Below are 13176 nucleotides of genomic sequence, written 5' to 3'. Positions count from 1 at the left end.
TCCTTCGGCCAATGAGGATTGCTTGGGTTCAGCATATCCCAGAACAACATTTTTTGCTGTACTTAAAAAATCATTCTTAAGGGGCTGGTTAGCAAAAGGATGAGCCATTCAAAGAAGCTCATGAGTGGTTGCATCCAAAGGGTTCCAATCACTCCTGTAAAGACAAGTGCGAGCACAATAAAGAACCCCCATGGTTCCAGTCGGTCAAGAGCGATCGACTGACGGGCTGGCAGAAGGCTGGACAGAATGCGACCGCCATCTAGCGGGGGTAGCGGAAATAGATTGAACACTAATAGACCCAGATTCCAGGTTATACCTGCTTGGGACATGGAAATCAGAAATTTCTCATTCGCTCCAAAACCCACCAAGACGATTAAAAGGGTTAGCCAAATAAGTGCCTGGATGAAATTCGAGCCAGGGCCAGCCAATGCCACCCAAATGGAATCGATTCTGGGGTTTCGGAGTCTGCCAAAGTTCACGGGTACCGGTTTAGCGTAACCCACTAAAAAAAGGGGGGCGGTGAGAAGAAGCACCAAGGGAATGAGGATGGTTCCCACTGGGTCAATGTGTTTTGCAGGGTTTAGGCTGACTCGACCGAGCATATAAGCGGTGTTATCCCCAAATTTTCGGGCAGCAAAACCATGGGCTGCTTCGTGGATCGTGATGGCAAAAATCAGGGGAATCGCATTAATTGCGACGACTTGGATAGAATAGTCGATAATCATGGCAATATGATACCCATAGAAGCTCAAAGTGACTGACGAAAAGAAACCCGATTCAAAAACCCCAGTAAAAGCGGTAGCAGCTAAGCCGCCTGCACGCCCACCCGTCCCAAAAGGACCCTCTGGCCCAGCTGGAAGGCCTCAGGCAGGCTTTGGCGGGGGAAAAGGCATGATGCGCAAGGCTGGTCGCGGGCGATAGTGGATAATTACCCTATTCATTAATGTGTTTACAGAGGATTTAGCATGAACGAATGGCATAACGAATCTAAAGAAGAAGTTAACAAAAAGATCATTACCTTGATCGTGATGTTGGCAGCCGCTACAAGCTTGGCTATTTTGTTTGCATTGGTTGCAGCTCATACAGGTTACGTATTCAGTTAACCAGCATTAATGACTAGCCATCGCCAACCTGCAATATTTGCTGGCCATGGCAGTCCGATGTATGCCATAGAGCCAAACCGTTATACGGCGGCTTGGTCAGCTCTAGGTAAGTCATTAAAGCGCCCTGATGCTATCTTAGTGATCTCGGCACATTGGGTAACTCGAGGTGTATGGGTTACTGCGATGCCAAAACCAAAATCCATTCATGACTTCGGCGGTTTTCCGCAGGCATTATTTGATATTCAGTATCCAGCGCCTGGAAGCCCTGCTTTAGCTGATCGCGTACAGGAGTTATTAAACGTACCGGTAGTGCTCGAAGAAAATGAGTGGGGTATTGACCATGGCGCATGGTCTGTTCTGAAGTATCTTTATCCTGATGCCGATATTCCGGTCGTACAGTTAAGTCTGGATGGCTCAATGTCAGCGCGTGAGCACTATGAGCTAGCCAAGCCGCTACGTCCACTGCGCGATGAAAATATCTTGATTTTATCTAGCGGTAACGTGGTCCATAACCTGCGAACCATTCATTGGCAAGAAGATGCCCAACCTTATCCATGGGCCACAGAGTTTAATCATTTTTTTACCTCAGAAATGCGCGCTAATCACCATGACCCTTTGATTGATTGGGAGGATTTTGGTGATGCAGCACATCTTTCTATTCCGACGGCGGAACATTATTGGCCCGCTTTATATACTCTGGCTTTACAACATGAAGACGAGCATGCAAAAGTCTATATTGATGGAATCGAAATGAGTTCAATCAGCATGTTAGGTTTTTCAATTCAATAGAGAACTGATTATGTGGCTATCTATCTTTGCAATTTTCTTTGGCGCAGGCCTAGGCGCATTATTAAGAGCGGGCTTTAATTTTTTAACGGTTGGGCGCAGCTTCTGTGATTCCGTTGGGAACTCTTGCGTCAAACATGGTCGGCGGTTACCTCATTGCTATTGCTTTCTTCGGAAATAATCCCAATCTCTCACCTGAGTGGAAGCTTTTTGTGATTACTGGTTTTCTGGGCGGCTTAACAACTTTCTCTAGTTTTTCTGCCGAGGTTGTTGGGTTTATGCAGCGCGGTGAACTTAACTGGGCTTTAGGCACAGCATTGCTTCATTTGGTAGGTTCGTTGGTATTAACTTTCCTAGGCATTCTGACTTATACCAGGCGCTCAAATAAAATTGGGGACTTATTAGCCCCCAATTTATTCTCGCAACATTTATTTAGTGCATATCACTTACTCTGGCTTAATGTTTGTCGCCTTAACAACAGCACCCCATTTTTGAGATTCTGATTTGACTAGCGCTGCAAAATCAGCGGGGCTGCCTCCACCAATCTCATTGCCTTGTGAAAGGAAAGCATGAGCTCACGCAACTGAGGATCCTTAAGCGCTTCGTTTGCAGCTGCATTTAATTTGTCAATAATGGCTTTGGGCGTACCTTTTGGTGCAATCAAGCCCTGCCAGTTGAGCACCTCAACCTTTGGATAACCTACTTCTGCAAAACTAGGAACGTTGGGGAGTAAAGGTGAGCGCTTCTTGCTGGTAATCGCAATCGGACGTAATTTATCCGCCTTGATACTAGGCATCGCAGAATACATTTGGTCAAACATCATGGTGACGTTGCCTGCCATAAGGTCAGTTAAGCCTGCTGAACCACTCTTATACGGTACATGAATCATGTTGATCCCCGCATTTTGTTCAAAGATTTCTGCAGAGAGTTGATGGCTACCACCGATGCCGCCGGATGAGAATGTGAGCACTCCAGGTTTGGCTTTAGCTGCATTCACAATATCTTGCACAGTCTTGTTAGGGGGAGTCAGGATTGACCACCAGTACCAAAGGACCTTTTTCAATTAAAACAATCGGTGTTAAATCTGTCTCTGGGTCATAACGCAGGTTTCCAAAGAGTGTTTTATTGACTGCCATAGGAGCAAAGTTACCCATACTAATGGTGTAACCATCTGGAGCGGCTCGAGAAATGTATTCGGTGCCAATATTTCCGCCGGCACCAGGCTTGTTATCAACAATAATCGGCTGCTTCAAGATGACGCTCATCTTTTGCGCGATTTGACGGCTACGAGAATCTGCGCCACCCCCTGCGCCATAAGGAACGATGAAGTTAATAGGCTTGGTGGGATAGGCCCCCTGAGCAATAGAGGCAGAAGAAAAAAGCGTGCCAATACTTAGTAGACAGCAAGAGAGTGATTGAATCAGACGCATACTTATCCTTAAATTCTTAGGTTAGATAAAGAGCCAAAAATTCCCAAAACTCCGCCTATAGCAATGAGATACAGCGGGTGCCAGCGAGTGAATACTGTAACGCCAATAGTACCTAAAGTTAGCGCATAAGCAGCGGCAGTGTGATTAATTTGGAGTGAAATCTGCCAGGCAGCAGAAAGAACCAGTCCAACCGCTAGGGCGCCGGCGGCAAATTGGATGGCTCGTTGTTTTTGAATATCCTGCATCCCTTAGATGGAGCGTTGCAAGAAGTAGATCATGATGGAAGAGGGCTAGGCAATAGCCAGGGTAGCGATAGCGGCGCTGATAACTCCGCCTACCTTCCAGCAGCCAATGAGCGTTACCGTCATCAGATTAGGTCCTGGCGCTGCTTGGGCAATCGCAAAGTAATCCGCAAACGTTTGGCCATTGATCCAGTGCTTTTGGTTGACGGAAAGATCATATAGGGTCGGAAGAAGTGCGTTAATGCCGCCAAATGCAACCAAAGAAAAAGCAGAGAGCTTTAGAAAAAGACTCAGTAGCGTACTAATCATTTCTTCACCTTCTTCCAGGCTAGAAAAAATGCTAGAGGAGATGCAATAAGTACCACCCAGCCTAAACCTAAGTGAAAATACGTAGCCGCAAGAATCGTGAGGAAGATCACTGAAAGCATAGGCGGGTAATTGAATTCAGCGCGCATCATCTTAAAGCCGGTGCTCGCAATTAAACCAACGCCCACAGCTGAAATCCCGCGCAATAATCCTTGAACAACGGGCATATAGCTGTTGTAATGCTCATAAAGTATGCCCAACAGAATTACCAGAGCCACTGGTCCGAGCAGCAGGCCCATCACCGCGGCAAATGCTCCTGGAATGCCTGCGAAACGAGTGCCTACGCAGACGCCAAGGTTAATAATATTGGGGCCCGGTACAATTTGGCAGATGCCGAGCATGGCGCTAAATTCTTCGGCGGTTAACCACTTCTCTTCTTCCACAGGCGTGCGGCGCGCCCAAGGCAGAACACCACCAAAACCAGACATGCCAATTTTGCTAAATCCAAGGAAGAGCTGTTTCGGGGTTAGAGTTTTCAAAGATGGTTAAAAAATGAATTTAAAAAATAGCAAAAAAACTATTGTGGCTTAAATGGATGTGGAGCGGGCTTATTTTCTAGCCAGGCCTCTAAGGTTTCGGTGATGCCTTTAGAAAACGTAGCAAAAATGGGTTCTGCAATAAATCCAAGATGTGGGGTCACCAAAAGATTTTTGGTGTTACGCAAAACGTCTTTCTCTGGAAGCGGCTCAACATCAAATACATCTACTGCGGCTTGACCAGGTCTGCCATCGGCCAATGCATTTTGTAGATCCATCATATTAATTAGCGCAGCACGAGACGTATTGACTAGTATGGAATCGGGGCGCATGAGGGCTAATTGATCGGCGCTGATTAGTCCTTTGGTGCCCGGTCCTGCCACTAAATGCATAGTGACGACTTTAGATGTTTTTAGTAACTCAATCTAAGCTTACTGCCTTTGCGTTCTTGGCAGTAGCGCGCTCAGGCGTCATGCGGGGACTCCAGGCTACAACCTCCATGCCTAGGGCGGCACCAACACGTGCTACGCGACTTCCGATGGCGCCAAGACCCATGATGCCCAGTCTTTCGCCTGATAGCATTGGGAGCAAGGAGAGCTCATCTCGCCATCCTCCAGATGAAATCAGTTTGTTCTCTTCTATCAGGCGCTTTGATGCTCCTAAGATGAGTGCCCAGGTAAGTTCAGCAGTTGTTTCCTTGGAGGGGCCGCCAGGCGTACAGGCCATTGGGATGTTGCGTGAGACTAATGCGGATGCTTCTAGGGTACCGTTACGCTCCCCAGTAAACATCAGAAATTTCAGCTTGGGTAAGCGCGCAATCATGGCCTCGTTAAATGGGGAGCGATCACGAACAATGGCTATTGCATCTGCGTCTTTCACTGCTTCATATAGCGCCTCATCCCTTAAAGGCTCATGATGAATAGTGAGATTAGCCTGCTGATCTAACTTATCCCAATTAGAAATGCGACGTAGGGCACGTTCGTAGTCACCCAGAATAACGATGTTTGGTAGTGAGGCCATAAGTAAAGTGCTTTCGAGTGAAATTAATCTGGAGTGCAAAGACTCAAAATTTTCTTGAGATCAGATGCTTGACCAAGTTTCCACAAGGCAGCAATCAACTGACGTGCTTTCTCTTTGCCAATTACAGGCTCAGCCAAGCTAGTGAACTTCTGTTCCAAATTTGCATCGCTCATTGGGTTCTCAACAGAGCCAATCGCATTCTTCACAAAAATATGCACTTCTTTGTCATTCTTGAGGAATGCTTTGACATCAACTGAGGCTTCGCTAATAGAGGTATCTGTCGTTGCATTCACCTTGGCACGCAATGCCACAACATCTGGACGATTTACGATGTCATCGGCGTACTCTCCTTCACCGGCTTGACCAAACATTAAGCCGACGGCACAGCCGTGATACACGCCGAACTTACCTTCGAGACCATCTTTGGGTGTCTTCTTAACGGTTAATTCGAGAACGAGTGGGTGTACACGTAATTCAATACGCTCAACGTCTTCTGCATTCACGCCTTGCGCGCGTAGTTGGGCGCATGCATCAATTGCTGGGTGAATCACAATGCCGCAAGCAAAAGGTTTGTAGGTATTCAATGAAATCTCAAATGACTTACCAAGATTGCGATCGATTTCAGTCCAATCACATTTCGTAGAAGCAGTTTGCATATACCCACGACCTGCTTCAAGTGCTTTAGGGCTAGCAGTAAAGCCGTGCTTGGCAAGGAGTGCGGAGAGTTGGCCTGCGCGTGCAGCGCCACCTGGATGGAAAGGTTTGGTCATCGTTCCAAACTGCTCACGCATACCAACTGGTTGAGAGGCAGCAATGCCGAGTGCCATAGTAGTTTTTTGTAAATCCAGACCCATCAAGCGTGAACATGCTGCAGCTGAGCCGAGCATGCCAGTGGAGCCAGTGATATGCCAACCACGGTGATAGTGATCGGGGTACATTGCGTTACCAACGCGGCAAGCAACATCAATACCCAAGACGAGCGAGTCAATGATTTGACGGCCATTTGCATGGATGTGCTCTCCCAACGCCAGGATTGCTGAAGCTACAGGGCCAGCTGGATGGATAACTGTCTTTAGATGGGTGTCATCAAAGTCAAAAGTGTGTGAGCTAATGCCGTTAATTAAAGCGGCACCACCCATATCTACCTTGTCCTTGCGTCCCAAGATGCTGGCTTGAGGCGCTGGCTGAAATTCACGAATAGCTGCCAACGAGGATTCAACGCTCTCATGGTTTGCAGCGCCAATAGCGCAACCAAGCCAGTTTAAAAAAGTGCGATGCGCTTCATGATCAACCTCAGGTCTCCATCCTTGGCTTGGATGGGCGGTAACAAACTCAGCTAAAATTTTGGTGACTGATGGTGCATTTAGGCCTGCTGCAGCGGCAATAGCGTGTGACACATCGGCATTCCTATAATTTATGTTGTGTATTTTTAGGTAAATGTAAGACGAAGAATTTATTCAATTTCAATAGTGCGTTCTTTGGCCACTTTGGCCCAGCGTGCGATATCTTCTTTGATGTAGTTAGCAAACTGTGGTGGCGTCATTGGCATTAAGGTCATCGCTTCGCTGGTCATCTTTTCAGAGAACTCAGGTAATGCCAAAACCTTGTTCAACTCCGCATTGAGTTTGGCAACAATTGCTGGGGGTAATGCTGGGGGTAAGTTAGCTGGGCCAACCAATCCATACCACTGTTGACCATCAAAGCCGTTATATCCCAATTCTTTAAAGGTAGGAATGTTTGGCGCTGCTGAACTACGCTTAGCGCCTGTATAATTACCAAGCCTCGCACGCGATTGGTATTGATGTAAGGGAGAGCAGCGAATAGGGTTGGGAACATCGCCTGTGTCTGTCCAGCAAGTAAATCGGTATAGGCGGGGCCAACGCCACGATAAGGAACGTGAACCATAAATATTCCTGCGGCTAGCTTTAATTGCTCCATACCCAAGTGAGTCAGGGTTCCAGGACCCGCTGATCCGTAACTGAGTTTGGCGGGATTCTTTTTGGCGTAATCAACAAACTCTTTAAAGTTTTTAATTGGCAGCTCTGGGTTGATGATCAACACATTTGGTGTTGCATCAATCATGCCAATTGGCGTGAAATCTTTAATCGCGTCATAAGGTAATTTTCGAACCGCTGGATTGGTTCCGTGGGTCCCGACATAGGCAATCATCAGTGTGTAGCCATCAGCAGGTGCTTTTGCGGTAGCTTGAGAGACGATCGCTCCACCACCGCCACCCATGTTTTCAACAATGACTGGTTGGCCAATCGAGCGAGACATTTTTTCAGCAACTGCGCGGGCAATATTATCCAAGCCGCCGCCAGCAGCTACTGGTGCTATCAGTTTGATTGGTTTGACAGGGTAAGCAGGGGTTGGAGTTTGCGCTTGAGCGCTAAACGCTGCAAATAGGAATGATAAAAAAATCGGCACTAGCCGATTGCTTGATTTAGACATGTCTCGAGTCCGTTTATTATTTATATTAATGTGGTGATGCTTCGCCACTTTACTACTATTGATAGAAAATCTTTTTTGACCAAGGAAACCCCATGATTTTGGAACATTGCGACCTAGAAATCGACCCAGCCAAGCAGCAAGAGTTTGAAGAGGCCATTTTGCGGGGCGTAGAGACGGTGATCTCAAAAGCCAAGGGTTTTCGGGGGTACAAGGTAAACACATAGTGTGGAAACCCCTTCCCGCTATTTGTTGCTAATTTACTGGGATACCCTAGAAAACCATACTGTAGATTTTCGGGGTTCAGAAGCCTTTGCAGACTGGCGCGCCATTGTGGGCCCCTTCTTTGTGAAGCCCCCTTTTGTAGAGCATATGACTTTGGTGGGCAAATCCGCTTAGTTTAATTAGCTGGATTTTTCCGCCTTCAGTTTTTTCCGTACAGAAATTTCTACGGGAATCTCATCTAGATTGGGCTCTAATGCTTCGCGCTCGTCAAAGACAAAGCAACTGCCTTTGTAGTGCGCAGAGCCTACTTCCTCAAAGTATTTCAAAATTCCACCTTCTAATTGGTAGCTATGTTGCATGCCAATTTCTCGCATATAGAGACCAGACTTTTCACAGCGAATGCCACCAGTGCAAAAACTCACTAGAGTTTTGTCTGCTAATTCATCTTTGTGGGCGGAGATAGCTGCTGGAAATTCTGTGAACTTTTCAATATTGAAGTGAAGGGCGTTTTCAAAAGTTCCGTAATCGACTTCAAAGGCATTTCGTGTATCAACCATGACCACCGGGCGTCCCAGGTCGTCTGTACCGCGGTCAAGCCACCCTTGTAATTTTTTTGGAGCAATGAAATTCGCGCGACCTTTTTCGGGGCGAATGGCCGGATGATTCATCCGAATAATTTCATTTTTGAGTTTGATGAGCATCTTTTTGAATGGCTGCTCATCCGACCAACTCTCTTTTGCTTGGAGTGGTTTAAAGCGAGGATCTAAGCGAAGCCAGCCTAAAAATCCGCGCAGTTCAACGGTTTTGCCTGCGAGAAACATGTTGATGCCTTCACCAGTGAGCAGAATGGTCCCCTTTAATTGGCGACTATTACATTCGTCTAGCATCTTGGCGCGCAACTCCGGCAGACCATCAAGACTGACGAATAAATAGGCGGCAATATTTAAAATAGACTTCATTGTTTCTCTCACTTAGCAACCCTCACATTATCGAGCAAACAGGCCTAGGGGGTGGTAATCTTGAGGTCTTATTAAAATCCATGCTGTATTTAGCAAAAACGGCCAAAAGAGCCCTATTTTTAGCCTTATTGGCAGTTAGCGGCTGGTGCCCAATCCGCTGGAGTGGGGTCTTCTTGGCCCACTCAAAGGCCGATTCGCTTAATCGCTGTATTCCCCCCTCGTGGCTCTGTAGATCAGGTGGCCCGCGTATTGGCTCCAGCCTTGCAGGCTGAGCCGAAACAAAATGTGATTGTTGAGAACATAGGCCGTGCTTCAGGCTTGATTGGCACCTCAGCCATGACTCGCTCTGATCCGGATGGATATACCTTCGCGGTGGTGTTTGATACTCATGGCGTTAATCCAAGTCTGAAAGACAAGCTTCCGTACGACACCATTAAGGATATTGCCCCTGTCATTTTGGTTGGTACATCACCAATGGTTTTGATTGCGAGCAAGAAGTCTGGCATTACTAGCTTTAAGCAGCTGGTAGATATGTCCAAGACAGGCAAACAATTTAGTTATGGCTCGATTGGTATTGGTAGCTTAGGTCATTTAGCGATGGCGCGCCTTGCTAAACAAGCAGGTTTTGATTGGAATCACATTCCTTATCGCGGTGGTGGCCCTTTGATGCAAGATGCCTTGGGTGGTCAAGTTGAATTGGCTGTAGGTTCAGAGTTTTTGGTAAAGCCACACGTTGATAGCGGCGGCGTCATTCCTTTAGTGATTACTACAGCGAAAAGATCTCCTTCCCTGCCGAATGTCCCAACGATTTCTGAAAGCGGCTTCCCAGGCTTTAGCGCTCCTGCTTGGTGGGCGGTTTTAGCTCCCGGCAAAACACCACCTGCTGTAGTAGATGCAATGAATAAGGCTTTGAATAAGGCCTTAAAAACCTCTGCAGTTGCCGCGAAGTTCAAGTCACAAGGGATTGATATTGTTGGCGGGACACCCGAAGTTGCCCGTGAATTCATAGGCAAGCAAATTGGTGTCTGGGGTAAGTTTGTGATTGAAAACAATATTAAAGAAACTGGTCAATAAAAGGTTGTCATGTCAGAACGTTTAATTTCGTATCAGCCGATGGATTTGGCGGAGCCAGCTGAATTGGTTGCCGCTATTCGCAAAAGACGTGGCGGTCAATTTATCAATCTAGATCGCATGCTGTTGCATAGCGTACCTATCGCAGAGGGCTGGAATCATTTCATCGGCGAGATTCGTAATAATTTATCCTTGGACCCTAAGTTACGTGAACTAGCAATGTGCGGTGTCGCTGTTCTAAATGGGGCGGAGTATGAGTTCTTTCATCATGCACCTCCCTTTAAAAAAGCGGGTGGTACTGAGGAGCAGGTTGAAGGTTTGCGACTCATTGGACGGGAAAATTTCCCCAGAAATCTTTTCTCCCAGGTGGAGAATGATGCCGCGGATTTAACCTTTCAGATGACGCGCAATATTAAGGTGGATCCTGAGCTCATGAAGCGCTTACAAAAGACACTGGGTAATACCGACGCCGTAGAGTTGGTGACAGTCATTGCTGCGTACAACATGGTCTCACGTTTCTTGATTGCTCTGGACGTCAATCCTGAAGACCGACACCATGATCCGCAACATCCAAACGATTATTCCTGGTATTGCCACCTCTGATGGTGCGGGCGTTAAATTACGCCGCAGTATTGGGGGACAAAATCAAGTCAGACTAGATCCTTTTTGATGTTGGATGAATTTTCATCAAATGATCCGAACGATTATGTGGCGGGTTTTCCGGCTCATCCGCATCGGGGCTTTGAAACAGTAACCTACATGCTTGAAGGCCATATGCTGCATGAAGATCATTTGGGCAATCAAGGGCATTTGAAGACTGGCGGTGTGCAGTGGATGACGGCAGGTCGCGGCATCATCCATTCTGAGATGCCGCAGCAAGTCAGTGGTGCTATGCGTGGCTTCCAGTTGTGGATTAACTTACCTGCCAAAGAAAAAATGAAGCCCGCTGGATATCAAGATATCCAAGTGGAAGATATTCCTAAGACGGCTCTGGCTAATGGCGGTTCTGTAAAGGTTATTGCGGGTTCTTATGAGTGTGATGGCAAGGTGATTAATGGACCCATTCAAGGGATCACCACGGCACCGATATTTTTAGATGTGCACTTGCCTCCAAATTCGGAATTCGAGCATCGTATTCCGAAGGAGCTCAATGCATTTGTCTATATTTATGAAGGCAATTTAGAGCTTGGCGGCCCCATGCGTGAAGTGCCTAAGCAGGCTGCCATTGTTTTGGGCGATGGTGATCGGTTAAAGGCTAAGGCGGGCACATTGGGCGCGCAATTTATTGTTCTCGCTGCATTGCCTTTGCATGAGCCTATCGTGCAATATGTGGTCCATTCGTCATGAATACACGCGCTGAGATCGAACAAGCGATTGATGATTATCAAAATAATCGTTTTGTGATTGCCTAGGTGAGTCAAACTAATTTGCTTCAATGGCTTGAGGGTGAGCAAGGACGCTCTGCTCGATGGCGTTCTGAGAATGGTATTGCTCCGCATAAAAAAATTCAGCTAGCTGATGACACCATGACTGCAGATGTTGCATATCGCCTCGCTTGCGAAGGAACTGCAATGCTATACAAGGGCGACTTTCAGAATGCGCGCCAACTCTTGCAGGCCTTAGTCAGAAGAGTAGATAAACCTCCCAAAAAATCCAAAAGGGCTGATCGGGTTGAAAAGGAAAAGGCCAAGAGCGCTTTAGATGTTTTCAATCTACATCGACTCTCACAATCGCAACGTGCTCGTATTTTAGGGATGCTACTTATTCAGATTAATGCTGACCACAGCATCCCCTTAAGGCGTGCTCCCGAGGTTACTCAAGCTTGTCTTGAGGCATACGGAAGTCAGGATGAGTCTTATGTGATTTCTTTACGAGAATTGTTGGGCGTAATCAGCGCCCATGAGTGGCGTAAGAAGGGTGTTCAAGTTCTTACTAGGGATAATGAAGAGGTTCGCATTCATCCTCACTATGGTGTGTTCTCCCCGGTCCGCGGAGAGTATATCGAGCTAGTGCTAAAAACACCTTTGCCCGAGGTGATCAAAAATGAATCTCTTGCATTTGACATTGGCACAGGAACAGGTGTTTTATCGGGGGTGTTGGCAATGCGCGGCATTCAAAAGAATATTGCTACCGATTTAGATGATCGAGCGATTGCTTGTGCGAAGGAAAATGTTGAACGCTTGGGTTTGAAGTCTCAGATAGAAATTCAAAAGACTAATTTGTTTCCAGCAAACAAAGCTGCGCTAATTGTTTGCAATCCCCCTTGGCTACCTACCAGCAAGACCAAGCTCTTCACTGGAGCATGCGGTATATGACCCGGATAGACAGATGCTAAAAGGCTTTTTAGGCAATCTCAAAGATCATCTTTTGCCCAACGGTGAGGGCTGGTTGATTCTTTCTGATTTAGCTGAGCGCTTAGGTTTGCGTACGCGAGAGGCTTTGCTTGATTGGATTGAGCAAGCTGGATTAAAGGTGTTGGGGCGCACTGATACTAAGCCAACACATAACAAAGTATTTGATAAGGCCGATGCATTGCATGCCGCTCGCTCTAAAGAAGTTACTTCATTGTGGCGATTGGGCGTTAAATAAAAAACAAAACCCCTCTAAAAATCAGAGGAGTTTGCTTTTAATGGTGGAGTCGGCGGGAATCGAACCCGCGTCCGCAAATCCTCCACAACAAGTTCTACATACTTAGTCATATCGTTTGATTTAATTAGTTAAGCACGGACTGACACGTTCTTCGCTGACGATTCACTAAATTTTCGAATCATTCCCCGTGACATGAAATGATCTTATCTCTTGTAAATGACCCTGATCTAGCTTGCGCTAGCTGACCCAAGAGAGAATCAGTTCAGGGGCAACCGCAATTAAGCGGCTAGTGCGAAACGTTCGTCGTTTGCAGTTAAAACATTCCCATTGATTTACGAGATAACGGGTCCTCGGTATGCCCTTGATGCTTTGTAATCCACGTCGAAACCATGTCGACCCCGGAGTTCATGCATTGGAACTCCTATTTTAAGGCTCCAAGCCTTAAATTGCTTGATATCTTT

Annotated in this window: 16 protein-coding genes, 1 other RNA gene and 4 pseudogenes; 9 read left to right on the top strand and 12 right to left on the bottom strand. The window is 46.7% G+C overall.

Annotation, left to right across the window (positions count from 1 at the left end; all coding sequences use genetic code 11):
• Positions 1-62: 62 nt before the first annotated feature.
• A complete protein-coding gene (locus DXE27_RS01155) occupies positions 63-725 on the bottom strand; it encodes a site-2 protease family protein (RefSeq protein WP_128112575.1) in 663 nt (220 codons plus the stop codon).
• 240 nt (positions 726-965) lie between these two features.
• Here DXE27_RS01155 and DXE27_RS08910 point away from each other — a divergent pair, with 240 nt between their 5' ends.
• The 3 genes and pseudogenes from DXE27_RS08910 to crcB all read left to right on the top strand — a co-directional run.
• Entirely contained in the window at positions 966-1103 is a 138-nt protein-coding gene (locus DXE27_RS08910) for a hypothetical protein (protein ID WP_172457095.1), read from the top strand.
• 9 nt (positions 1104-1112) lie between these two features.
• Positions 1113-1892, top strand: coding sequence for a 4,5-DOPA-extradiol-dioxygenase (ygiD, locus tag DXE27_RS01150; RefSeq protein ID WP_128112574.1), 780 nt, complete (start codon positions 1113-1115; stop codon positions 1890-1892).
• Positions 1893-1902: 10 nt separating this feature from the next.
• Positions 1903-2257: pseudogene (gene crcB, locus DXE27_RS01145) on the top strand (fluoride efflux transporter CrcB); the annotation flags it as partial.
• Between the two features lie 140 nt (positions 2258-2397).
• On the opposite strand, the gene DXE27_RS01140 reads toward crcB, so the two are convergent.
• The 9 genes and pseudogenes from DXE27_RS01140 to DXE27_RS01115 form a co-directional block, all read right to left on the bottom strand.
• Entirely contained in the window at positions 2398-2898 is a 501-nt protein-coding gene (locus DXE27_RS01140; RefSeq protein WP_269459787.1) for a tripartite tricarboxylate transporter substrate binding protein, read from the bottom strand.
• A gap of 7 nt (positions 2899-2905) precedes the next feature.
• Positions 2906-3319, bottom strand: coding sequence for a Bug family tripartite tricarboxylate transporter substrate binding protein (locus DXE27_RS09960; protein ID WP_269459786.1), 414 nt, complete (start codon positions 3317-3319; stop codon positions 2906-2908).
• An 8-nt stretch (positions 3320-3327) separates the two neighbouring features.
• Complete coding sequence (locus DXE27_RS09010) at positions 3328-3564, bottom strand: hypothetical protein (protein ID WP_197712273.1); 237 nt, start codon at positions 3562-3564, stop codon at positions 3328-3330.
• 45 nt (positions 3565-3609) lie between these two features.
• Positions 3610-3870 carry a chromate transporter gene (locus DXE27_RS09005; protein ID WP_197712272.1) on the bottom strand — a complete coding sequence of 87 codons (261 nt, stop codon included), beginning with the start codon at positions 3868-3870 and terminating at the stop codon, positions 3610-3612.
• Complete coding sequence (locus tag DXE27_RS01130) at positions 3867-4406, bottom strand: chromate transporter (RefSeq protein WP_128112573.1); 540 nt, start codon at positions 4404-4406, stop codon at positions 3867-3869. Before DXE27_RS01130 ends, DXE27_RS09005 begins: the two co-directional genes overlap by 4 nt.
• A gap of 38 nt (positions 4407-4444) precedes the next feature.
• Positions 4445-4795, bottom strand: a complete 351-nt coding sequence (locus tag DXE27_RS09955) for an NAD(P)-dependent oxidoreductase (RefSeq protein ID WP_269459785.1) — start codon at positions 4793-4795, stop codon at positions 4445-4447.
• A gap of 28 nt (positions 4796-4823) precedes the next feature.
• Positions 4824-5423: an NAD(P)-dependent oxidoreductase gene (locus DXE27_RS09950; RefSeq protein WP_269459784.1), complete on the bottom strand. Its 600-nt coding sequence runs from the start codon at positions 5421-5423 to the stop codon at positions 4824-4826.
• Positions 5424-5446: 23 nt separating this feature from the next.
• On the bottom strand, positions 5447-6820 hold the full coding sequence (locus DXE27_RS01120; RefSeq protein ID WP_128112572.1) for an MmgE/PrpD family protein: 1374 nt from the start codon (positions 6818-6820) through the stop codon (positions 5447-5449).
• A 56-nt stretch (positions 6821-6876) separates the two neighbouring features.
• A pseudogene (locus DXE27_RS01115) lies at positions 6877-7700 on the bottom strand (Bug family tripartite tricarboxylate transporter substrate binding protein).
• Between the two features lie 266 nt (positions 7701-7966).
• Between DXE27_RS01115 and DXE27_RS01110 the strand changes: the two are divergent.
• A pseudogene (locus DXE27_RS01110) lies at positions 7967-8270 on the top strand (antibiotic biosynthesis monooxygenase family protein).
• Positions 8271-8275: 5 nt separating this feature from the next.
• Here the strand turns inward: DXE27_RS01110 and DXE27_RS01105 are convergent.
• A complete protein-coding gene (locus tag DXE27_RS01105; protein WP_128112571.1) occupies positions 8276-9055 on the bottom strand; it encodes a sulfurtransferase in 780 nt (259 codons plus the stop codon).
• 162 nt (positions 9056-9217) lie between these two features.
• On the opposite strand from DXE27_RS01105, the gene DXE27_RS01100 reads away from it, so the two are divergent.
• The 5 genes and pseudogenes from DXE27_RS01100 to DXE27_RS01085 all read left to right on the top strand — a co-directional run bounded on the left by DXE27_RS01100 (position 9218) and on the right by DXE27_RS01085 (position 12715).
• A complete protein-coding gene (locus DXE27_RS01100; protein WP_231969593.1) occupies positions 9218-10129 on the top strand; it encodes a tripartite tricarboxylate transporter substrate binding protein in 912 nt (303 codons plus the stop codon).
• A gap of 9 nt (positions 10130-10138) precedes the next feature.
• Positions 10139-10729: a carboxymuconolactone decarboxylase family protein gene (locus DXE27_RS01095; protein ID WP_128112570.1), complete on the top strand. Its 591-nt coding sequence runs from the start codon at positions 10139-10141 to the stop codon at positions 10727-10729.
• Positions 10730-10795: 66 nt separating this feature from the next.
• Positions 10796-11473 carry a pirin family protein gene (locus DXE27_RS01090; protein WP_331852051.1) on the top strand — a complete coding sequence of 226 codons (678 nt, stop codon included), beginning with the start codon at positions 10796-10798 and terminating at the stop codon, positions 11471-11473.
• A complete protein-coding gene (locus DXE27_RS10355) occupies positions 11470-11538 on the top strand; it encodes a hypothetical protein (protein WP_415064455.1) in 69 nt (22 codons plus the stop codon). The genes DXE27_RS01090 and DXE27_RS10355 overlap by 4 nt, the downstream gene beginning before the upstream one ends.
• A pseudogene (locus tag DXE27_RS01085) lies at positions 11539-12715 on the top strand (50S ribosomal protein L11 methyltransferase).
• A gap of 41 nt (positions 12716-12756) precedes the next feature.
• Here DXE27_RS01085 and ssrA read toward each other — a convergent pair.
• Positions 12757-13115, bottom strand: a transfer-messenger RNA (tmRNA) gene (ssrA, locus tag DXE27_RS01080).
• Positions 13116-13176: the final 61 nt, after the last annotated feature.

The sequence above is a fragment of the Polynucleobacter necessarius genome, from assembly GCF_900096755.1.
GTDB lineage: Bacteria > Pseudomonadota > Gammaproteobacteria > Burkholderiales > Burkholderiaceae > Polynucleobacter > Polynucleobacter necessarius_K.
This window is presented reverse-complemented; position numbering and strand designations above follow the sequence as displayed.

Bases quoted from the DNA above. Each gene is read 5' to 3' on its own strand.
- DXE27_RS09005 (WP_197712272.1), bottom strand. From the start codon at position 3,870: ATGATTAGTACGCTACTGAGTCTTTTTCTAAAGCTCTCTGCTTTTTCT.
- DXE27_RS09960 (WP_269459786.1), bottom strand. From the start codon at position 3,319: ATGCGTCTGATTCAATCACTCTCTTGCTGTCTACTAAGTATTGGCACG.
- DXE27_RS09010 (WP_197712273.1), bottom strand. From the start codon at position 3,564: ATGCAGGATATTCAAAAACAACGAGCCATCCAATTTGCCGCCGGCGCC.
- DXE27_RS01095 (WP_128112570.1), top strand. From the start codon at position 10,139: ATGTCAGAACGTTTAATTTCGTATCAGCCGATGGATTTGGCGGAGCCA.
- ygiD (WP_128112574.1), top strand. From the start codon at position 1,113: ATGACTAGCCATCGCCAACCTGCAATATTTGCTGGCCATGGCAGTCCG.
- DXE27_RS08910 (WP_172457095.1), top strand. From the start codon at position 966: ATGAACGAATGGCATAACGAATCTAAAGAAGAAGTTAACAAAAAGATC.
- DXE27_RS09950 (WP_269459784.1), bottom strand. From the start codon at position 5,423: ATGGCCTCACTACCAAACATCGTTATTCTGGGTGACTACGAACGTGCC.
- DXE27_RS01155 (WP_128112575.1), bottom strand. From the start codon at position 725: ATGATTATCGACTATTCTATCCAAGTCGTCGCAATTAATGCGATTCCC.
- DXE27_RS01105 (WP_128112571.1), bottom strand. From the start codon at position 9,055: ATGAAGTCTATTTTAAATATTGCCGCCTATTTATTCGTCAGTCTTGAT.
- DXE27_RS09955 (WP_269459785.1), bottom strand. From the start codon at position 4,795: ATGCATTTAGTGGCAGGACCGGGCACCAAAGGACTAATCAGCGCCGAT.
- DXE27_RS01090 (WP_331852051.1), top strand. From the start codon at position 10,796: ATGTTGGATGAATTTTCATCAAATGATCCGAACGATTATGTGGCGGGT.